A 20226-nucleotide genomic window follows, 5' to 3' on the forward strand; every position below is an offset into this window, starting at 1 on the left:
GGCCACCCCTCTGCTATTGCAAGTGCAAGCTTGCAGCCATCATACCCGGCGATAGGGCAGGTAGACCGGCTCCCACATGTGGTTGAGAATATGCTGCTGCAGATCCTGACCGATCAGCGGGTGGGAAGGATCCCGCCGCACTATGTCCTTGAGCACTGCCGTCGCCACGTGTACCGAGATGTTGCGCAGCTCGCGAATGCGCGGATAGACGGCCCCCTTGGCCAGGTCCACCTCACTCACGCACTCTGCCAGTGCAAAGGCGGCAGTGGTGAAGATGTCCGGCGTGATCTCGCGGATCTGGCTGACGATGGCCGCCAGACCCACCCCCGGGAAGATGAATACGTTGTTGCCCTGACCGACCCGGAACTCCTGCCCCTCGTAGTGCACATCCTTGAACGGACTGCCGGTGGCGACGATGGCCTTGCCCTTGCTCCAGCGATAGATGTCGTCCGGCAGCGCCTCGCAGTTGGCGGTCGGGTTGGAGAGGGGGAACACCATGGGGCGCGCGCAGTGTTTTTGCATCAGCTGCACGTGCTCCTCCTTGAAGGCGCCGCCCGAGCCGCTGGTGCCCAGCAGCACGGTGATCGGCACGTGGCGCAGCACGTCGGTCAGGTTGGCCTTGCCGGGCACCTCGGTGTCCCAGCCGGCCAGCAGCAGGCCAGGCTTGGCGTAGCGGCGTTTGTACTCGTCGAGCCCCTCGCGGTTGTCACACACCAGTCCCTGGGTATCCAGGATATAGATGCGATCGCGGGCCGCCTGCGGATCCAGCCCTTCGCGGATCATGCCCGCGCAGATCTGATCCGCCACCCCCACCCCGCCGGCACCGGCGCCATAGACCAGATAGTTCTGCTGGCCCAGGGTCTCGCCCTTGACCTTGACCGCCCCTATGATGCCCGCCAGCACCACGGCACCTGTGCCCTGGATGTCGTCGTTGAACGACGGCAGCGACTGCTGATAACGGGAGAGATTGTTGAAGGCGTTGGACTTGCTGAAGTCCTCCCACTGCAGCACGGCATTCGGGAAGTGGCGCTTGACCCCGGCCACGAACTTGTCGATGAAGTCGTCGTACTCCTTGCCGCGAATGCGCTTGTGGGGCTGACCCAGGTACATGGGATCATCCAGCAGCGCCTGATTGTCGGTGCCCACGTCGAGCGCAATGGGCAGGCAGCAGGCGGGGTGAATGCCGGCGGCCAGGGTATAGAGGGAGAGCTTGCCGATGGGAATGCCCATGCCGCCCACTCCCTGGTCACCGATCCCCAGGATCCCCTGGCTGTCGGTCACGACGATGATGCGCACCGATTTGGCATCCAGCTGACGGGCCAGGGAGCCCATGTCATCGACGTTCTTCGGGGTGATGTAGAGGCCGCGCGCCTTCTGGTAGCGGTGGCTGAACTCCTGACACGCCTTGCCCACGGTCGGGGTGTAGATGATGGGGGTCATCTCCTCCACATGGCGCGCCAGCAGGGCGTAGAACAGGGTCTCGTTGCGATCCTGCAATGCCCGCAGGTTCTGATACTTCTCGATGTCGCTGCAGGCGCTCAGAAAGCCCTGATAGACCCGATCCAGCTGGGCTTCGAAGGTTTGCACCTGGGGAGGCAACAGGCCGTCGAGCTCGAAGTCGGCGCGCTCCTGTTCGGTAAAGGCGGTGCCCTTGTTGAGATTGCGATCGTTGAGCAGATCGGTGCCAGTCAGTGCAACGGGGCGAAAATCTTGTCCCTGTGCATCTTTCCACAGCAGATATTGTCCGGTAGCCATAGTCATTCTCTTTGATTTACGTGAAATTGCCGTTCGGCAGGAGAGCAAGACTCATAATGAAATCAATCATATGACGTTTGCCTGTTTAGTTTTGTGAGCTTGGGCATACCCTGCGGCCAAAATCCGCGCCGAGGCGGATGATGGTCTCATACCGGCCACGCGCCACAGAGAGCGGCCAACTATGCTCAACAGCAGGCCACCGGCAGGGAGAGGTTCCCGGGGGCAGGAGAGAACAAACAGATGAGTGAAATCCTGATCGTCGATGACATGGCATCCAACCGCTACATCTTGCGCAGTCTGCTGGAAGAGGCGGGTTACCGGGTGCGGGAGGCCACCGACGGCCTGCAGGCGGTGGATGCCGCCACCGAGTTCCCCCCCGATCTGGTGCTGATGGACATCAACATGCCGGTGATGGACGGTTACGAGGCGTGCCGCCGCATCAAGCAGTTGCCGGGCCAGTGGTGCCTGCCGGTACTCTTCATCAGCACCAACAGCGGGATCGGGGCGCTCGAGCAGGCCTTTCAGGCCGGCGGCTGCGACTATGTATCCAAGCCGTTCCACCAGCTCGAGGTACTGGCCCGGGTGCAAAACCAGCTGCGCCTCAAGGAGCTGGGGCGTCAGCAGGCCAAGGTGCAGCTCTACCAGAGCCTGTTTCAGCTCACCGCCGGCATCGCCCACGAGATCAACACCCCCATCGGCATCGGCATCACCGCCTCCAGCCTCATTCACGGCGCCGGCGATCTGCTGGCCAGCGCGGTGCAAAACGGCATGCTGGGGCAGCGCCTGCTCCAGCAGCAGCTCACCGACATCAAGGAGGGCACCGAGCTGGTGGAGTCCAGCCTGCGCCGGGTCGCCCTGCTGGTGACCCGCTTCAAGGAGCTGACCCGGGATCAGACCGAGCTGCCCGCCACCCCCTTCGCCGTGCAGAAGAGCCTGCGCAAGCTGCTGCAGGCCTTCACCCCCGAGTTTCTCATCGCCAGGGTCAACGCCGATCTGGGTGGCGAGGAGGTCACTCTGACCGCCCCTGAGTCGCTGTTTCTCGACCTGGTGCAGGAGCTCATCAAGAACAGCATGGAGCACGCCTTCAAGGGGCCGGGGGAGCATCGCCTCACCCTGCAGGTGGAGCGGGCCGGCAGCGAGCTGCTGCTGATCTACCAGGACAACGGCCCCGGCATGGCGGCCGAGCAGCTGGCCCACCTGTTCGAGCCCTTCTTCACCACCCTGCGTGGTGACGCCCGCCACTGCGGGCTGAGCGCCTGTCGCATCCACAACCTGGTGGAAAACAATCTGCACGGCCAGCTCGCCGTCACCAGCCCGCCCGGCGAGGGGCTCTGCTACCGCATCCGGCTGCCGCTGCAGCCGCCGCTCTGAGCGGCAGACACAACAAAGGGGCGCCGCAGCGCCCCTTCTCTTTCATCCTGATGTCGCGGTCAGCCTCAGCCTGACTTGCCTGCCTTGGGCTCGTCGAGCTGGTGCTTCACCTCTTCATACCAGAGGTCGTGGTGCTCCTTGGCCCAGGTTTCGTCCACCTCGCCGCTGATCATCCCTTCCAGCGCCCCTTCCAGCTGGAACAGGCCCATGTAGATGTGGAAGATGAAGCCGCAGATGAGGATGAGAGCCCCTACGATGTGGATGAAGCTGGCCCACTCCATCTGGCGGCGCAGCTGGCCGAAGATGGGGAAGTCCAGAAACAGCCCGGTTGCCACGACGATGCCACCAAACCAGATCAGCAGCCAGAAGATCGCCTTCTCGCCGCCGTTGGAGAAGCCCGCCGAAGGGTGACTGCCCTTGTGGGGCCCCAGCATGCCGCCCGCCTTCATGAACCAGCGCACGTCCACCATGTTGACGATGTTGTGGCGAAACCACTTGATGAGCACTCCCATCAGGCAGAGGAAGAAGAGCGGCCCCACGTAGTTGTGGAACACCTTGGCGAACCAGATCCAGTTCTCCCACACCCCGATGCTCACCACCGGCTTGATAAAGTGCTTGCCGTAGATGATGGCCAGCCCCGACCCGGACAGGGTCAGGAACATCCCCGCCGTGGTCCAGTGCAGCGCCCGATCGAGCCGGCTCCAGCGCTTGAGCTTGCGCCCGGTGCGCGGTTTGGAGAGCCTGGTCGGCCCCACCGCCCAGTACATCAGGCCGCACATGGCGAGCGACCCGAAAATGGCGATGGCACCGAGCGGCGACACCCACTTGGTCTTCACCTCGAACCAGAGCTGGCCCGGCACCGAGATCAGCACCCCGTGCTCCGGCGAGCGGGAGGTGGTCACCCCCTCCTGCCCGTCCTTCACCGCCCGCCAGTAGTCGGCGCCGGCAAAACCGACCGCCTCTTTCTCGGCGTCGGCGAAGCTGGCGGTACTCACCAGCAGCAGGGCGGCAAACAGGGCCATTAGCCAGGTTTTCATGCCGCCCCTCCCTTGCCCGCCTTGCTGGCGTCGTAAAACAGCTCTTCACCGCTGCCCCAGCCCGCTTCCTTGGCGCCACGATAGGCGACCCGCTCGCGGAAGATGTCGGAGATCACCTGCGCATCCCCCGCCAGCAGCGCCTTGGTGGAGCAGAGCTCGGCACACATGGGCAGCTTGCCCTCGGCGATGCGGTTGGCTCCGTACTTCTGGCGCTCCGCCTCGCTGTGATCCTCTTCCGGGCCGCCGGCACAGAAGGTGCACTTGTCCATCTTGCCGCGATCGCCAAAGGCGGCGGTCTTCGGGAACTGGGGGGCCCCGAACGGGCAGGCGAACAGGCAGTAGCCGCAACCGATGCAGAGATCCTTGTTGTGCAGAACTATGCCGTCGTCGGTGTGATAGAAGCAGTCGGCCGGGCAGACCGCCATGCAGGGAGCGTCGGTGCAGTGCATGCAGGCGACCGAGATGGAGGTCTCCCCCGGCAGGCCGTCGTTGAGGGTCACCACCCGGCGGCGCTGGATGCCCCACTCGAGGGCATCATCGTTCTCGTTCTTGCACGCCGTCACACAGCCGTTGCACTCGATGCAGCGCTTGGTGTCACACATGAATTTCATTCTGGCCATGAGATCAGGCTCCTACTTGGCGAAAACGGCACAGGGTGACCTTGGTCTCCTGCATCTGGGTAACCGGGTCATAGCCATAGGTGGTGACTATGTTGACCGACTCCCCCAGCACATAGGGGTCTGACCCTTCCGGATATTTGGCGCGCAGATCCTGGCCCTCGAAATGACCGCCGAAGTGAAACGGCATAAAGGCGAGCCCAGGTTTGACCCGCGGGGTCACCAGCGCCTTCACCTTGACCCGGCCCCCTTCCGGCCCCTCCACCCACACGTCCTGACCGTCGCGCACGCCGACGTCGTTGGCATCCGCCGGGTTCATCTCGACGAACATCTCTTGCTGCAGCTCGGCCAGCCAGGGGTTGGAGCGGGTCTCGTCACCGCCCCCCTCGTACTCCACCAGACGGCCGGAGGTGAGGATGATCGGGTACTCCTTGCTGACATCCTTCTCCTGCACCGAGGCGTACTGGGTCGGCAGGCGCCACAGGCTCTTGGCATCGGGCCAGGTGGCGTAGTCAGCCAGCAGATCCCGGCGCGGGGTGTAGAGCGGTTCACGGTGCTTGGGCACCTGATCCGGGAAGGTCCACACCACGCAGCGCGCCTTGGCGTTGCCGTAGGGCACGAAGCCATGCTTGATGGCCACCCGCTGGATGCCGCCTGAGAGGTCGGTCTTCCAGTTCTTGCCCTCGGCCTCTTTCTTCTCGGCTTCGGTCAGCTCATCCCACCAGCCGAGCAGCTTCAGCAGGTCGGCAGTGATCTCGGGATAGCCGTCTTCCACTTCGCTCCCCTTCGGCCAGGAGTCTTCGGCCAGCAGCGAGACGCCCTGATACTCGATGCCGAAACGAGCGCGGAAACCGCCGCCCCCTTCCGACACCGGAATGCTGGTGTCGTAGAGGATGTGGCTGCCGGGGTGCTTCATCTCCGGGGTACCCCAGCAGGGCCAGGGCAGACCGTACACTTCGCCGCTGACCGGGCCGCCCTCGGCCTTGAGGTTGGTCTTGTGGAAGGTGTGCCAGTTCTGCTGGTGCGCCTTGAGCCGCTCCGGGCTCTGGCCGGTGTAGCCCACGCTCCACATGCCGCGGTTGTACTCGCGGGTGATGTCTTCCAGCAGTGGCTCGTTGTTCTCGACCTTGATGTGCTTGAACAGCTCATCGGCAAAGCCAAGCTTCTTGCTCAAGAGATACATGATCTCGTGGTCCACCTTGGATTCGAACAGCGGCTCAACCACCTTGTCGCGCCACTGCATGGAGCGGTTGGTGGCGGTGACGGAACCATAGGTCTCGAACTGGGTGGTGGCCGGCAGCAGGTAGACACCGTCGGTGCGATCGTTCATGACGGCAGCGACCGTGGGGTACGGGTCGACAATCACCATCATGTCGAGCTTTTGCATCGCCTTCTTCATCTCGGGACCGCGGGTCTGGGAGTTGACCGCATGGCCCCAGTAGAACATGGCGCGGATGTTGGAGCCCTGCTCGATGAGATCGGCGTTCTCCAGCACCCCGTCCACCCAGCGGGAGACCGGAATGCCGTTGTTGTTCATCGGCAGCTTGCCGTTGTAGGCCTTGTTGTCAAAACGCGCCTTGATCCACTCGTAATCCACGTCCCACACTCGGGCCCAGTGCTTCCAGGAGCCCTCTTCTAACCCGTAGTAACCGGGCAGGGAGTCGGAGGTGACGCCAAAGTCGGTGGCACCCTGCACGTTGTCGTGACCGCGGAAGATGTTGGTGCCTGCCCCGCTTTTGCCCACGTTGCCGAGGGCCAGTTCGAGGATGCAGTAAGCACGGGTGTTGTTGTTGCCGGTGGTGTGCTGGGTGCCGCCCATGCACCAGACCACGCAGCCGGGGCGGTTGTCGGCCAGCAGCTTGGCGGCGCCATGAACCTGCTGTTCGTTGAGGCCGGTCACCCGCTCCACTTCGGCCGGGGTCCAGCGCGCCACCTCTTTTTGCACCTCGTCCATGCCGTAGACGCGGGTGCGGATGAACTCCTTGTCTTCCCAGCCGTTCTTGAAGATGTGCCAGAGCATGCCCCAGATAAAGGCGACGTCGGTGCCCGGACGCAGGGAGAGGTACATGTCTGCCTTGGCGGCGGTGCGGGTGCGGCGCGGGTCGACCACCAGGATCTTGCAGCCGTTGCGCTCTTTGGCCAGCAGAATGTGCTGCATGGCGACCGGGTGGGCCTCCGCCGGGTTGGAGCCGATGAACATGATCGACTTGCTGTTGTGCATGTCGTTCAGGCTGTTGGTCATGGCGCCGTAGCCCCAGGTGTTGGCGACCCCGGCGACCGTGGTGGAGTGGCAGATGCGCGCCTGGTGATCCACGTTGTTGGTGCCCCACAGGGACGCCATCTTGCGAAACAGGTAGGCCTGCTCGTTGGAGTGCTTGGCGGAGCCGAGCCAGTAGACGCTGTCAGGGCCGGACTCCTTGCGAAGGCGCAACACTTCATTGCCCACCTCTTCGATGGCCTGCTCCCAGCTCAGGCGCTGCCACTTGCCACCCACCAGCTTCATCGGGTACTTGAGGCGACGCTCGCCGTGGCCGTGCTCGCGCAGGGCCGCTCCCTTGGCGCAGTGACCGCCCAAGTTGAAGGGGTGATCGAAGGCCGGCTCCTGCCCGGTCCAGACGCCGTTTTGCACCTCGGCATAGACGCCGCAACCCACCGAGCAGTGGGAGCAGATGGTGCGCTTCACCTCGACCGGCACGTCAGCAGCCACCGCTTTGGCCTCGGCCCGTTGCATCATGGCAGGCGCCAGCCAGCCGGCGGCCACGGCGCCACCGGCCACCAGACTTGAGTTGACCATAAAGGCGCGACGGGTCAGCCCCTGACCGCGAGCGGCCGCATTGCCTTGCTCGCTCGCGTTGACCGGTTCGGCTCGTTTTGTCAGTTTCATGAGTTCTCCTTCACTGAGCCGGCTCAGTCGGTGCCGCGCAGGGTGCGATAAAAGTCGTGAACGTGGGGGGTCTCCCGATAGCCCTTGTCGGGTTCAGTGTCGTGGGTCAGTACCTCCTTGCCCACCACCCGGCCAGTGGCACCGGCCAGTACGCCTATGGTGGCAACCACCCCCACCCCCTTGATCAGATTGCGGCGGGACGGGTCTTTCAGCTGTTCATCGCTCATCTTTCTGTGACCTCTGTTGTTATGGTCGGCTGCGGTGAGCCGGTTTTGCTATGAGTGGGTGGCGCAGCGTCATGGTTGCGTCACCACCGGGCTGCCAAAGGGCAGGCGCAATTCGTTTTCCAGCTTGAAGAAATCTTCGGCAAGCGCCCCGACCGCCCGGTAGAAGCTGCCCCCTTTCGCTTGTTGCTGATCGCGGCAGCAGGCGAGTACCCAGGGGGCAAGGTGGCGTTCATAGAAGCGGTTACGCTCCGGGTGCTGCTCGGCAATCAACACCGCCATCACCTCACAGAGGGCAGCCAGGTGATCTTCCGGCTCGCACACTCCGCTCTGGCGCTCGAAACCGAGCGACTGCAGATCTGCGCGCAGTACCGCCAGTGGCAGCTCCATCAGGGAGCCTGTGAGATACCAGGAGGCAAACGGCACGATCTCCCCGCGCCCCAGCCCGATAAAGAGATCCTGATACTCCTCGGCAAGCTCGTTTTCGTGGTGGCTGCTGGCCGCCAGTTGCACCAGCCCCAGCCCTCTGGCAAAGGAGCCGGGCATGGCCTGCAACCCTTGCAGCCAGGCGAGCTGTTCGCCTCGGGGGGCGGCGCGCCAGAGGCTCGCCAGCAGGGCGTACATGTCGGCGCTATTGCGATCCAGGTCGGTCATTGCCGGCGCCTCCGGGTAGTCATTGCGTTGTTCAGTCATCAGAGCCCCCTCACACCTTGAGCTGGGAGACGGGATCCGCCGCCAGCGCCGCAAACACATCCTTGACCCGGCAGTCCTCGCACATCAGCAGCCGCTGGGCGGCTTCGTTCTGAAAGTGGGAGTGACCGGCCAGTTTTTGCTGGATGCGGCGGATAAGAGAGGCCGGCGCGAACGGCTTGCCGCAGCGAATGCAGCAGGCCGCCTCTTCGGCTTTGAGGCTCTGCACGGCGCGGCGCGCCTCGGGCACCGGTTGCAGGCGGGGCATCAGCACGATGGCCTGCTCGGGGCACGCCTTTTCGCACATGCCGCACTGGATGCAATCCTGCTCGATAAAGTTGAGGCCGGGGACATGGCCCACCGCATGCAGGGCGCGGCTCGGGCAGACCGCCACGCAACCCATGCAGAGGGTGCAGTCAGCGTCTTTGAGCTCCACGCTGCCGTAAGGGGCGCCGTGGGGCACAACCAGCGGCTCGCGGCCGCCATTGTTGGCTTGCCAGAGGGCGTCGAAGGCGGCAAACAGATTCTCCCGTTTGTCTCCTTTGAGCGGCTTCTCCAGCAGAGCAAGGGCCGGCTCACAGGAGAGCGGCTTATCTTGTTCGGCATCCGGGTTAAACAGGGCGATGCGATCGGCAGCAAGACCGGCGCCGGCCAAGAGCACAGCGGCGCTCGCCAGCTCCCGTTCCACCAGCGCGCGGACGCTGGCGGGGGCATCGTCACCGAGCGCAATGCGCACCGCGCTGGCGCCATAGGCCAGTGCGGCCAGCCAGCTCTCGATGCCCAAACTCGCGCTCTCCTCCACCCAGACCGGCAGCCAGCTGGCGGGCAAGCGGATGAGTTCGGCCTCCACCCATTCGCGCTCGCTTTCACCAGCGATCAGCAACTGAGGCGCTTCGCCACCCGCCTCCCGGTAGTGCTTGAGCAATCGGAACAAGTAGTCGCCGCTGGTGTTGGCATCGGGCTGGTGATAGGCAATCGCCCCGGTCGGACAGGCCGAGGCACAGCTGCCAAAGCCCTGACAGAGATGGGGATCGATCTGGATGCGACCATTGACGGGCTTGAGCGCATCGGTCGGGCAGACATCGAGACAGCGGCTGCAACCGGGCACACCGCGGGCGGTAAAGGCGCAGGCCTCGGGGTCTAAGCGAAAATAGCGCGGCTTGTCGAAGATGCCGGTCAGCGCACAAAGTTCGGCGAGCCGTTCGGCCAGCCCATCGTCATCAAAGAGATGCAGATATCCCACCGGCGGGCGCTCCAGCGCAAACAGCTGGGTCGTACCCAGATCGGCCACCAGATCGAAGCGCGGTTCGCGTAGCTGTTCACTGACAGCAGTCGCTTGTTGTGGAAAACAGAGCGCAGCCAGGTTAACCCGCTCACCCTGACCGTTAAGGCCGGTGAGCTGAAACTGGCCGAGATACCCTGTCAGGCTCGGCTCGCGCAGGGTCAGGGCATCCAGGGCGGCGGTAGCCTCGAAGATGGCCTCGAGATCCGCAGCCTCGGCGTCATGCACCGACTCGGTCACCAGCAGGGTCGGCATCACGCTTTGGGGCAGCAGGCTGGCGGCGCGGCGAATGCTGTCTTCCGGGCCGACCAGCAGCAGACTCCCCTGACTCTGGTAAGAGACAGTGGCCGGGATCAGGTTGTCGGTCTTGACCGTATGCTGCAGGGCATAGGCGCGAGCACGTTCGTTGCGCGCGGCCACGCCATCGGCGGTTAGAGTTGCGACGGATGTTGTTATGGGTTGTTCGATGCTCACATGCACTCCTGTGCGCGCCACCTCGTGGGATGGCGCGCTTGTTGGTCAGCTGGGAGAGCAAGAGCCGAGCCAACTCCCCCAGGAAAAAAGTGACTGGTAGGGAGTCAGGATCCCAAATGCTCCATTCCCCCACCCTTGGTTGGGACATTTTGTCCATCATGGTCAACCAAAATGTCCCGATCGTCGGTGTGGGTTTGAGAATGGTTATCAGCCAACCCTTGCGGTTCACTGGTTATGACCGTGACGGCCACCGTCGCCGGTTCGGGTGCGGCAGCGGTTGAGTGAGGGGCTTCCCCATCGGGCGCCGTCGCCTGCTCCACCAGCCAGTTGCGCAGCCCGGCGCTCAGGGCTGCGGGCAGCAATTCGGGTCGGCTGAAATCCTGGGTGTAGTCGTCAAGCCCATCCGGCTTGTGGCTGCGAAACATGGCCCGCAGCGCCTCCCTGTCGGGGAGTTTGGCCTTGCCCGGCTGGGCCGTTTTCAGCAGCGGCTCGCTACTCCCTGCCCCCTCAACGGCAAGGGTTTCACTACTCCCCTTGTCAGTGCTGACTACGGGGCTATCCAGCGCAATATCTGGCATTTCACCTTCGCCACTGCCTTCTACTGGGGCTGCAACCACCTCGGGGGTGGCCTCTTCCCTCGGCTGCAATACCTGATGCTTGCGCGCCTCACTCTTGCGAGACGACCAGCGTTTGAGGAACTCACTCATGGGCGCGATTTCCGCTGTCGCTGCCACGCTCGCGGCCATCGGGGCCGGTGGCCTTGACGGCGCCGCAACTGGCTTGATCTAACGTATCTCTTGATGTCGCTACAGCCGTATCGAGGCCCAGCTGATCCTGCGCCCGTCCCTTGCCCTTCTTGCCCTTGCGGCGGGCCTCCAGCAGCTCGCCGTGACGACCGATAAAGGCCTCCACCCAGGCTTGCAGCGCTTCGGGCAGCGGGCAGGAGAGCACCTGCCGCTCGCCATCCATATAGGCGGCGGCCACGGTCTGACTCAGGGTGAGGCCATCGGCCACAAAGCCATTGTCCACGCGGCTTCCGGTGACAAAGAGGCGGGGCGAGCCGGAGCTCAAATTGAAGCGATAATCCCCCCGCTCGTCGCGAAACAGGGTAAGGGGCAAGGCGCCGGCAGCCTCGGGCTCGGCGGGATGGAGCGCCGCAATCTCGAAACGGCGGCTCTGCCAGCGGCCAACCTGGCTGTCGATGGCCTTTAACTCCAGTTGCAGCCAGCGCTGCGGGGAGAGGGGTTTGGTTGTCTCTTGCACTGTCACGGCTCCCATCAGAAGGTCTCTGCCGGGCCGCCCTTCCCCGTAATCCACCTCGGTCGGGGCGGATCAAGGCAGGAGATTTATGGCGGCCACGGCCATCAATGGGATAAGACATAGCAAGAGTGGGGCCAAGGCCGGTCTGGTGGCCGATGGGGGCTTTGATGCAGGTTGGCGCGAGCGTAGGTTGGTGCAGAGCGCAGCGAAGCCCAACATGCCGCGTAAAACCAATCCGCCAGAGCCTAATCAAAAGGGATGGCAATAATCGAATAACACCAAATTATCCGATTATTGCTTTTGAAATATTCTGTGGTAAACGTTGGGCTTCACTTCGTTCAGCACCAACCTACAATTCATCCCAACATACGAGATGCTCGCCGCAGTAACCTATAGCATTTTCCATAAAGTCAGCATAATCGCCAAACTTCCAATCACATATGGGCCAATAAGATCCAAATTCTCTCGATACTTAAAAAATGCTGAAGATTGATATTTTAATTCATATGAAAGTAACTTAATATATTTTTTACGCGTCCATTTATCATTAAACTTTGTTAATTTAATCAACTCTTCAAATTGATGTGTCTCGCCATCTTCATCTATGTGATAGGAGGGGAATATTAGTGCCCTTTTAAATATTCCAGATACGTAATACTTAGATTCTTGTATACCAGGCTCATCGCTCCCAGAAAACTCCACAGCAGGCCCTAATAAACCACGCACATCTTCCATAACAACGTCATAGTAAAACACATTTCGGTCTTCAAGCATTCGACCAGACCATAGATTGTAAAGCTCTTCATGATAACTATGTGCATATGCGTAGTAACGAATTAGAAGGTACACAACCGATAAAAGTAAAAAAACATTCAAGCCAGACTGATTTTCAAATTCAATTTTAAATATAAATGTATTTGCTTCTTTGAATGTCGCACCAGTAAAGTCAATGGCTAACATCAAAACAGATAGTAAAACCAATAGTTTCCTTTTACTCTGTAAGCCTGTATCTTCATCAATCCTCTTCCTATAACTCAATAAATTTTCGCTTAACATTACGAACCTATCACCCTTGCTTTTGTAAAATCAAACACAAACAAATTAAATATTTATACCTAATGAATAAACTTTATCATACGAACTCATACAGAACCCAATAAAAAGTGATATTTTGATCGCTTTTTGCAAAACACAATATGTTTACCTACAACGATAATTTTCTTTTAACAATCTGGAACAAAACTTGCTGTATCCCTCCCCTTAGATCCCGGCAACCGGTCGCGAGGGGCCCATGACACCGACCTTTATCAAAAGCAATGCAGCAGCCCAGCTCACCATGGCCGTCGAGGTGATGGATGAGCAGGGGCAGTTGCAAACCCGCCAAATCGCCTGCGAGCGGCCACTGACGGTCTACCTCAACTGGAAGGAGATCGTAACCCTGATGACGCTGGGGGCCCGCCCCGAGGCGCTGGTGCTGGGTTATCTGAAAAATCAGGGCTTTGTCGAGGATATTACGGCCATCGAGTCGGTGATTGTCGACTGGGAGAGCGAGGCCGCCGCCGTGGTGAGCAGCCAGCAGGCCGAAGATCTCGACAAGTCGCTGGAGAAGAAGACGGTCACCTCCGGCTGCGGTCAGGGCACCATGTATGGCAGCGTGATGAAGAAGCTCGAAGGGGTGGTCTTGGCAGCGCCCGAGCTTAAACAGAGCACCCTCTACGCCCTGCTCAAGGCGCTGTCGGCCCATAACGAAACCTACAAGATGGCGGGCGCTGTGCATGGCTGCGCCATCTGTCGCGGCGCCGAAATCCTCTCCTTTGTCGAGGATGTGGGGCGCCACAATGCGGTGGATACCCTGGCGGGCGAGCTCTGGATGCGCGGCGAGGCTGGCCACGACAAGATCTTCTACACCACCGGGCGACTCACCTCGGAGATGGTGATCAAGGTGGCGCAGATGGGCATTCCGGTGCTGCTGTCGCGCTCCGGCGTCACCCAGATGGGGCTGGATCTCGCCCGTCAGCTCGGCATCACCATGATCGCCCGCGCCAAGGGGCGCCACTTCGAGGTATTCAGCGGCCACGACCATATCGTGCTGGACGAGAAGCCGCCGGTGCTGGCGCCCGGTTCAACCGGTCGCGGGATGCGGGATTAAGTCATGAACGAGTTGATGAGTACCCAGCAGATCGCCCTGTATCTCGATCAGACCAGCCAGAGGGCCAAACGCAAGCCATGAACGAGTTTATGAATGTGAAGCAGGTGGCCGAATACCTCGATCTCAACGAGAAGAAGGTCTACCAGCTCGCCAACGAGGCGCGCATCCCAGCCACCAAGGCGACCGGCAAGTGGCTGTTTCCACGCTCCCTGCTCGATCGCTGGCTGCTCGGCAGTTGCCACGAGGGGGTGATGAACGACCGCCTGCTGCTGGCGGGCTCGGACGACGTGTTGCTCCACTACGCCAGCAGTCGTTTGGCCCAGCAGCTCGGCACCCAGGCACTGGTGGGTTACACCCCGTGCGGCACAAGGCAGGGGTTGGCAATGCTGGCGCGCGGCCATGTGGATCTGTGCGCCATCCACTGGGGGCAGGCCGAGGAGGCCCACCTGCGCCATCCGGCGCTGGTGCAGCAATATCAGGGCCACCGGCAATGGGTGATCGTTCATGGATTTCGGCGGGTGCAGGGGCTGGTGCTGCGCCGGGGCTTGCAACCGAAAGAGGCGAGACAGGCGCTCGACTGGCGCTGGGCCATGCGCCAGGAGGGGGCCGGCAGCCAGCGCGCCCTGCAGGAGTGGCTGCAAACCCAGGGGGAGTCGCTGACCCGGCTGGAGCGCACTATCGAGGTCAACAGCGAGCGGGAGCTGGCCGCCGCCATCAGCCGCGGCGATGCCGATGTCGGGCCCGGCGCCCAGAGCACCGCCACCGAGTTCGGCCTCGACTTCATGCCGCTCTCCCAGGAGTGCTTCGATCTGGTGATGCCGCAGGGGGTCTTCTTTCGCACCCTGCTGCAGCAGCTGATCGGCTGGCTGCAATCCCCCGAGGGGCGCGAGCTGGCGGCCCGCCTCGGCGGCTATGACCTGACCCAGAGCGGCAAGCTGGTGTGGAGTCCGCAGTAAGTATCCCCTCACTCGCCTGTAAAAAAGCCCGCCAGTATTGGCGGGCTTTTTTGTGCCTGAAGTGGTTAAGACAGCTTGTCGTCACCGGCCTCACGCCCCTCCTCATTGAGGGCAATGCACGCCCTTCAAATCAATTGGATTGGCAGGCTTTTTTGTGACTGGCGTGGTTAAGACGGGTGATCACCACCGGCATCACGCCCCTCGGCGTTGAGGGCGATGCGCCACCCCTCCAGCCGGTCGCGCTCGCCGCCGCTGGCCAGCCGGGCGTGGCTGCGCAGGCGGATGGTAAAGCAGCTGCCCTGCCCCGGGGTTGAATCCACCAGCAGCTCCCCGCCCCAGCGGCTGATGATGCGGTGGCTCAGGGCCAGCCCCAGCCCAGTGCCGGTGGCGCGGGTGGTGAAGAAGGGGTCGAAGATCTTGTCGATGATGGCCGCCTCGATGCCGCTGCCATTGTCGATGACCCGCACCTCGGCCCCTTGCAACTGGCCGGCGTCATCCAGCCAGTCGCGGCTCTCGACCCGGATCTCCCCCTGCTCCCCCAGCGCATGGCTGGCGTTGACCAGCAAGTTGATCAGCACCTGCAGCAGCTGCTGGCGATCCGCCTCGATGGGCTGCTGGGCCCTGAGATCGGCCACCAGGTTCACTTGCTGCTGGCGCAGGGCGGAGCGCACCAGGGTCAGGCTCTCCTCGATGATGGGGGTGAGGTGCTGCCACACCGGCGCCGTCTCGTAGTCGCCGGGACGGGAATATTGCAACAGGCTGCGGGTGATGGCGCGAATGCGCTCGATCTGGGCCAGCACCAGCGCCAGCTCTTCGCTGACCGGCGCGGCCGCCTCCCCCAGCTCCAGCTTCATCAGCTCCACATTGCCGAGGATCACCGCCAGCGGGTTGTTGATCTCGTGGGCCACCCCGGCGCAGAGCTCGCCGAGGGCCGCCAGCTTCTCGCTGATCAGCAGCTGCTGGCGGGCCTGGGTCAGCATGTGGATGTGGTGCTCGAGCTCGGCGGTCTTCTGCTCAAGGCTCTGGGTACGCTCGGCCACCTTCTGCTCCAGCTCGTCGGCGCTGCGGGCCAGCTGCTGCTGGTGCGCCGCCTGCTGATCCAGCATGGCGTCGAACTGGCGACCGAGCTGGGCCAGCTCGTGATCGGGGTCGAGGGCCAGCACGCCGATGCGGGCCGGTTGACCCGCCTGCACCTGGCGCACCACCTTGTGCATCCGTTCGATGGGGGTGAACAAGTCCCGCGCGCCGCGATAGACCAGCAGGCCGGAGAGCAACAGCAACACCACCACGCCGGAGCCCAGCTCCAGCAGGTTGGTGAGGTAGGTGCGGATGATGGGCCACTCGAGAAAACCGACGTAGAGCATGCCGATGCGCTCGCCATTCGCGCCCAAGAGCGGCTCGTAGCCCGACACATACCAGGCATCGTGGACGAAGGCGCGATCAATCCAGAGCTCACCGCGCCCCAGCACCTGCTCGCGCACCGGCGCCGACACCCGGGTGCCCACCGCCCGCCCCAGCTGGCGACTGCTGCTTGCGGGCACGTTGGTGCTCACCCGCAGATCGCCGAGAAACAGGGTGACGGTGCCGATGCTGCCGGCCGGCAGGGTGTTCTTGGCAAACACCTGGCCCTTGAGCTCGTCCACCAGCCGGGTGCTGCCGTTGATGAGCTCGCCCCCCTCCAGCACGCCCCAGAGGCTGCCGTCCCGCCCCATCACCGGGGTCAGCGAGAGGCTGACCAGGCCGCGGGTCTCCTGCCCCGCCACCGGATCATATTCCCGCTCCAGCACGGCGCGGCTGGCCAGCGCCGGCGAGAGCGCCAGCAGTTGCTCCCGCGACCAGACCACGAAGTGGCTGATGCTGCGCCCGGCGGCGAGGGCCGCACGATCCTGCGCTGGCAGCAGATCCAGCTCGCTGCCGCTGCGCAGGCGCAAAAAATCGAGGCCATAGTTGGCGGCCAGCGGCATCACCCATTGGCGCAAGCGGGCGGGAGATTCGCGCAGTTGCAGCTGGAAGGCCCAGGCATCGCGCAGGTGTTCGAGGTGCTCGGCCTGGCGCTGCTGCTGCACGCTCACCGCGTGGTGGGCGACGCCCAGGTCGCTGCGCACCGTGGTGAGCAGGTTCTGCCAGCTGTAGGTGAGGGTCCAGTAGAGGGTGAGCCCTATCATGCCGGCCAGGGTCAGCATGATGGGCACCGAGGTGAGCAGCAGCAGCCGCCAGCGCACCTTGGTTCTGAGCAACCCCGGGATCTGCGCCAGCCTCATGACTCACTCCGGCGGCAACGGGCGAGCCGGCTCATTCGATGGCCCACTCCTTGAACTTGCGCTCCAGGGTCTTGCGCGCCACCCCGAGCACCCGGGAGGCGGCCGACTTGTTGCCATCATGGCTCGCCACCACCTGCAGGATGTGGGCCTTCTCCACCTCGGCCAGCGCCCACTCCAGCGGATAGCCCTCCTCGCCCCGTGCCGACTCAGCCGGCTTGGCGCTCTGCCAGTATTCTGCGGGCGGCTTGCCCAGCAGCAGGCAGCGCTCGATGAGGTTGCGCAGCTCGCGCACGTTGCCGGGCCAAGGGTAGGCCTGCATGGCCACTACATCCTCGTGGGTCCAGTGCAGGGCACCCATGCCCATCTCGGCGGTGAGCTGGCGGGTGAAATGGTGCACCAGGGCGGGGATGTCGTCGATCCGCTCGCGCAGGGGGGCCACCGGCAGCGCCACCACGTTGAGGCGATAGAAGAGGTCTTCACGAAAACGGCCCGCCTCCACCTCCGCCTTCAGGTTGCGGTTGGTGGCGGCGACGATGCGCACGTCCACCGAAAGCTCCCGCTCGGCGCCGACCGGGCGGATGGCTTTTTGCTCCAGCGCCCGCAGCAGGGAGGCCTGCATGGCGAGCGGCATCTCGCCGATCTCGTCCAGAAACAGCGTGCCCTGGTGGGCGACCCGGAACAGGCCGTCGCGCCCCTTGCGGGCGCCGGTAAAGGCCCCCTGCACGTGGCCGAACAGCTCGCTTTCCAGCAGCTCGGGAGCGATGGAGGCGCAGTTGAGCGGCACGAAGGCCCCCATCCGGCCCGAGAGCTGGTGCAGGGCGCGGGCCACCAGCTCCTTGCCAGTGCCGGACTCCCCCTCCACCAGCACGGCGGCGTTGGAGGGGGCGACCCGGGCGATCAGGGTTTTAAGCTCGCGGGTCTTGGCGCTGTCGCCGATCAGGGTGGGCGGGAACAGCTTGCTCACCTCCCGGCGCAGCAGCAGGTTCTCCCGCTCCATCTGGCGACGCTCGATGACCCGATCCACCGCCTGCACCATCTGATCCAGGTTGAAGGGTTTGAGAATGAAGTCGCTGGCGCCGAGCCGCAGCGCCTTGAGGGCGGTCTCCATGTCGCCGAAACCGGTCATGAAGATGATGTCGCTGCGTCGGGTGGCGGGGTCGATGGCCTCGTGCCACTCGATACCGGAGCGCCCCGGCAGGCGGATGTCGGCGATGATGAGATCAAAATGCAGGCGGCAGCGCAGGGCTTCGGCCTCCTCCACGCTGGCGGCCGTCTCTATCTGGGCGAAGCGGCGAGCCAGCGCCTTGGCGAGGAAGCTGCGCATGCCGGGTTCGTCGTCGACGATGAGCAAGGAGAGGGCGGACCAGCGGCTGGCGGGTGCAGTCATGAAAAAAGTACCTCAGATTCGACAAGGTTCCGGGATTGTCCCACCGACCTTATAAACTGTGGGACATTTTGTCGCTAACCGGCCCCAAGTGCCAACTCCGTTTATTAAAAGCGACGGTGCCATCACGCAATTAGTGCGCTTAACCGACTGTTTTCACATTAAAAACCGGGCCGAACAAGGCATGCGGTCAGCTTGGCACCCTGCTTGCTTAGTCCTGCCCTCTCTCCATCACCGGGAACCCTGACATCATGATCACAGCCACAGTGCGCAAACGCCTCGCCCTTGCCCTCTCCTCCGCCCTGCTGCTCAGCCTGCCGCTCTGGAGCGCTGCCAGCCATGCCGAGACCAAGGCGCCCATCCGCCTCGCCACCACCACCAGCACCGAACAGTCCGGCCTGCTGGGCTGGCTGCTGCCCCAATTCACCAAGGAGACCGGCTACCCGGTGCAGGTGATGGCGGCCGGTACCGGCCAGAGCCTGAAGATGGGCGAGAACGGCGACGCGGATCTGGTGATGACCCATGCCCCCTCTGCCGAGAAGGCCTTCGTCGAGGCGGGCTTTGGCATCGAACCGGAGCACCTGATGTACAACGACTTCGTCATCGTCGGCCCGGCGAAAGATCCGGCCGGTCTTGGCAAGCTGCACGACGCCGCCAAGGCGCTGGAAGCCATCAAGGAGAAGGGGCAGACCTTTATCTCCCGCGGGGACGAGTCCGGCACCCACATCAAGGAGAAGACCCTGTGGCAGGCGGCCGACGTCAAGCCCGAGTTCGCCGGCTACAAGTCCATCGGCCAGGGCATGGGGCCGACCCTGACCATGGCTTCGGAGCTGGGGGCCTACACCCTGACCGACCGCGGCACCTGGCTCGCCTACCAGAGCAAGCTGGATCTCGCCGTGCTGCTGGAGGGGGACAAGCGGTTGTTCAACCCCTATCAGGTGATCCTGGTCAACCCCAAGCGCTACCCGGATCTCAACACCGAAGGGGCCCGCACCCTGAAGAACTGGCTGGTCTCCCAGCATGGTCAGCAGCTGATCGGTGACTTCAAGGTGGCCGGCCAGGCGCTGTTCGTGGCCGACGCCAAGCCGCAGTGATGTCACGGCCGACCCTGCTCGACCTGCCCCTGGCGCCCCTCGCCACCTTGAGTGACGGAGGCGCCCGGTGCCGACCCTGATCGAAACCACACTGGCGGCCCTGGCGCTGCTGTTCAGCGGTGACAGCGAGCTGTGGCAGGTGGTGGGGGTCTCCTTCTCGGTGTCGGGCCTCGCGCTCGGGCTGGTGCTGCTGCCGGCCCTGCTGCTCGGCTTCGCGCTGGCCTATCTGCCGATCCCGGCGCGCTGGCTCTGGCTCTCCTGCATCAATACCCTGCAGTCGGTACCGACCGTGGTGATTGGCCTCTTGCTCTACATGCTGCTATCGCGGGCCGGCCCCTTCGGCGACTGGAAGATGCTGTTCACCCAGCAGGCCATGGTGGTGGGGCAGATGCTGATCGCCTTTCCGGTGATCGCCACCATGGCCCACGCCGCGTTCGTGCAGAGCGATCGGCGCGCCTGGGAGACCGCCCGCACCCTGGGGCTCTCCTGGCCCAGGGCGCTGCTCGGGCTGATGCGCGAGTGCCGCTTCGGCCTGCTGGCGGCGGTGATCGGCGCCTTCAGCCGCATCGTCACCGAGGTGGGCTGCTCCATGATGGTGGGGGGCAACATTTTGCACTTCACCCGCAACATCCCCACCGCCATCGCGCTGGAGACCCAGAAAGGGGCCTTCACCCAGGGGGTGGCGCTCGGCATAGTGCTGCTGGCCCTGGCCCTGCTGCTCAACCTGTTGCTGACCGCGTGCCGTGGTCACAGCTATCTGAAGAACTGACCATGGCGCAGCGCACGAT

Annotated in this window: 17 protein-coding genes; 5 read left to right on the top strand and 12 right to left on the bottom strand. The window is 63.3% G+C overall.

Going from position 1 to position 20226, the window contains the following annotated elements; translation table 11 throughout:
* Window positions 1-39 precede the first annotated feature (39 nt).
* Entirely contained in the window at window positions 40-1755 is a 1716-nt protein-coding gene (locus OKB87_RS12650; RefSeq protein ID WP_011706852.1) for an NAD-dependent malic enzyme, read from the bottom strand.
* Between the two features lie 240 nt (window positions 1756-1995).
* On the opposite strand from OKB87_RS12650, the gene OKB87_RS12655 reads away from it, so the two are divergent.
* On the top strand, window positions 1996-3126 hold the full coding sequence (locus OKB87_RS12655) for a hybrid sensor histidine kinase/response regulator (RefSeq protein ID WP_270827643.1): 1131 nt from the start codon (window positions 1996-1998) through the stop codon (window positions 3124-3126).
* A 65-nt stretch (window positions 3127-3191) separates the two neighbouring features.
* Here the strand turns inward: OKB87_RS12655 and OKB87_RS12660 are convergent, their stop codons facing one another.
* From OKB87_RS12660 to OKB87_RS12700, 9 genes are all read right to left on the bottom strand, one after another.
* Window positions 3192-4163, bottom strand: coding sequence for a formate dehydrogenase subunit gamma (locus OKB87_RS12660; protein ID WP_270827644.1), 972 nt, complete (start codon window positions 4161-4163; stop codon window positions 3192-3194).
* Complete coding sequence (fdh3B, locus tag OKB87_RS12665; protein ID WP_011706855.1) at window positions 4160-4783, bottom strand: formate dehydrogenase FDH3 subunit beta; 624 nt, start codon at window positions 4781-4783, stop codon at window positions 4160-4162. Before fdh3B ends, OKB87_RS12660 begins: the two co-directional genes overlap by 4 nt.
* 4 nt (window positions 4784-4787) lie before the next feature.
* Window positions 4788-7664 carry a formate dehydrogenase subunit alpha gene (locus OKB87_RS12670; protein ID WP_270827645.1) on the bottom strand — a complete coding sequence of 959 codons (2877 nt, stop codon included), beginning with the start codon at window positions 7662-7664 and terminating at the stop codon, window positions 4788-4790.
* Window positions 7665-7687: 23 nt separating this feature from the next.
* Window positions 7688-7891 (bottom strand): transcriptional initiation protein Tat, encoded by a 204-nt coding sequence (locus OKB87_RS12675; RefSeq protein WP_005303194.1) that lies wholly within the window; start codon window positions 7889-7891, stop codon window positions 7688-7690.
* A gap of 69 nt (window positions 7892-7960) precedes the next feature.
* Window positions 7961-8581, bottom strand: coding sequence for a TorD/DmsD family molecular chaperone (locus OKB87_RS12680; protein ID WP_270827646.1), 621 nt, complete (start codon window positions 8579-8581; stop codon window positions 7961-7963).
* 10 nt (window positions 8582-8591) lie between these two features.
* Complete coding sequence (locus tag OKB87_RS12685) at window positions 8592-10334, bottom strand: 4Fe-4S dicluster domain-containing protein (protein WP_270827647.1); 1743 nt, start codon at window positions 10332-10334, stop codon at window positions 8592-8594.
* Window positions 10335-10438: 104 nt separating this feature from the next.
* Window positions 10439-11041: a DUF3306 domain-containing protein gene (locus OKB87_RS12690; protein WP_270827648.1), complete on the bottom strand. Its 603-nt coding sequence runs from the start codon at window positions 11039-11041 to the stop codon at window positions 10439-10441.
* A complete protein-coding gene (locus OKB87_RS12695) occupies window positions 11034-11612 on the bottom strand; it encodes a DUF3305 domain-containing protein (protein WP_270827649.1) in 579 nt (192 codons plus the stop codon). Before OKB87_RS12695 ends, OKB87_RS12690 begins: the two co-directional genes overlap by 8 nt.
* A 372-nt stretch (window positions 11613-11984) precedes the next feature.
* Window positions 11985-12650: a hypothetical protein gene (locus OKB87_RS12700; RefSeq protein WP_139391600.1), complete on the bottom strand. Its 666-nt coding sequence runs from the start codon at window positions 12648-12650 to the stop codon at window positions 11985-11987.
* A gap of 235 nt (window positions 12651-12885) precedes the next feature.
* Between OKB87_RS12700 and OKB87_RS12705 the strand changes: the two genes are divergently transcribed.
* On the top strand, window positions 12886-13743 hold the full coding sequence (locus OKB87_RS12705; protein ID WP_270827650.1) for a formate dehydrogenase accessory sulfurtransferase FdhD: 858 nt from the start codon (window positions 12886-12888) through the stop codon (window positions 13741-13743).
* A gap of 89 nt (window positions 13744-13832) precedes the next feature.
* Entirely contained in the window at window positions 13833-14699 is an 867-nt protein-coding gene (locus OKB87_RS12710; protein WP_024944156.1) for a helix-turn-helix transcriptional regulator, read from the top strand.
* A gap of 167 nt (window positions 14700-14866) precedes the next feature.
* On the opposite strand, the gene OKB87_RS12715 is transcribed toward OKB87_RS12710, so the two are convergent.
* Both OKB87_RS12715 and OKB87_RS12720 read right to left on the bottom strand, forming a co-directional pair.
* Complete coding sequence (locus tag OKB87_RS12715; RefSeq protein WP_270827651.1) at window positions 14867-16960, bottom strand: sensor histidine kinase; 2094 nt, start codon at window positions 16958-16960, stop codon at window positions 14867-14869.
* A gap of 31 nt (window positions 16961-16991) precedes the next feature.
* Window positions 16992-18347 carry a sigma-54-dependent transcriptional regulator gene (locus tag OKB87_RS12720; protein WP_029299487.1) on the bottom strand — a complete coding sequence of 452 codons (1356 nt, stop codon included), beginning with the start codon at window positions 18345-18347 and terminating at the stop codon, window positions 16992-16994.
* A gap of 248 nt (window positions 18348-18595) precedes the next feature.
* On the opposite strand from OKB87_RS12720, the gene OKB87_RS12725 reads away from it, so the two are divergent.
* The gene (locus tag OKB87_RS12725; protein WP_270827652.1) at window positions 18596-19438 is read left to right on the top strand and encodes a substrate-binding domain-containing protein; all 843 of its coding nucleotides are present in this window, start codon (window positions 18596-18598) and stop codon (window positions 19436-19438) included.
* A gap of 67 nt (window positions 19439-19505) precedes the next feature.
* On the top strand, window positions 19506-20207 hold the full coding sequence (locus tag OKB87_RS12730) for an ABC transporter permease (RefSeq protein ID WP_227291026.1): 702 nt from the start codon (window positions 19506-19508) through the stop codon (window positions 20205-20207).
* The last annotated feature ends 19 nt before the right edge of the window (window positions 20208-20226 follow it).

This window comes from Aeromonas sp. Y318-1, from assembly GCF_027706125.1.
Taxonomy (GTDB): domain Bacteria; phylum Pseudomonadota; class Gammaproteobacteria; order Enterobacterales; family Aeromonadaceae; genus Aeromonas; species Aeromonas hydrophila.

Excerpts from the sequence above, each read along its gene's own strand:
- OKB87_RS12650 (WP_011706852.1), bottom strand. The coding sequence starts at position 1,755 with ATGGCTACCGGACAATATCTGCTGTGGAAAGATGCACAGGGACAAGAT.
- OKB87_RS12655 (WP_270827643.1), top strand. The coding sequence starts at position 1,996 with ATGAGTGAAATCCTGATCGTCGATGACATGGCATCCAACCGCTACATC.
- OKB87_RS12660 (WP_270827644.1), bottom strand. The coding sequence starts at position 4,163 with ATGAAAACCTGGCTAATGGCCCTGTTTGCCGCCCTGCTGCTGGTGAGT.
- fdh3B (WP_011706855.1), bottom strand. The coding sequence starts at position 4,783 with ATGGCCAGAATGAAATTCATGTGTGACACCAAGCGCTGCATCGAGTGC.
- OKB87_RS12670 (WP_270827645.1), bottom strand. The coding sequence starts at position 7,664 with ATGAAACTGACAAAACGAGCCGAACCGGTCAACGCGAGCGAGCAAGGC.
- OKB87_RS12675 (WP_005303194.1), bottom strand. The coding sequence starts at position 7,891 with ATGAGCGATGAACAGCTGAAAGACCCGTCCCGCCGCAATCTGATCAAG.
- OKB87_RS12680 (WP_270827646.1), bottom strand. The coding sequence starts at position 8,581 with ATGACTGAACAACGCAATGACTACCCGGAGGCGCCGGCAATGACCGAC.
- OKB87_RS12690 (WP_270827648.1), bottom strand. The coding sequence starts at position 11,041 with ATGAGTGAGTTCCTCAAACGCTGGTCGTCTCGCAAGAGTGAGGCGCGC.
- OKB87_RS12695 (WP_270827649.1), bottom strand. The coding sequence starts at position 11,612 with ATGGGAGCCGTGACAGTGCAAGAGACAACCAAACCCCTCTCCCCGCAG.
- OKB87_RS12700 (WP_139391600.1), bottom strand. The coding sequence starts at position 12,650 with ATGTTAAGCGAAAATTTATTGAGTTATAGGAAGAGGATTGATGAAGAT.
- OKB87_RS12705 (WP_270827650.1), top strand. The coding sequence starts at position 12,886 with ATGACACCGACCTTTATCAAAAGCAATGCAGCAGCCCAGCTCACCATG.
- OKB87_RS12710 (WP_024944156.1), top strand. The coding sequence starts at position 13,833 with ATGAATGTGAAGCAGGTGGCCGAATACCTCGATCTCAACGAGAAGAAG.
- OKB87_RS12715 (WP_270827651.1), bottom strand. The coding sequence starts at position 16,960 with ATGAGGCTGGCGCAGATCCCGGGGTTGCTCAGAACCAAGGTGCGCTGG.
- OKB87_RS12720 (WP_029299487.1), bottom strand. The coding sequence starts at position 18,347 with ATGACTGCACCCGCCAGCCGCTGGTCCGCCCTCTCCTTGCTCATCGTC.
- OKB87_RS12725 (WP_270827652.1), top strand. The coding sequence starts at position 18,596 with ATGATCACAGCCACAGTGCGCAAACGCCTCGCCCTTGCCCTCTCCTCC.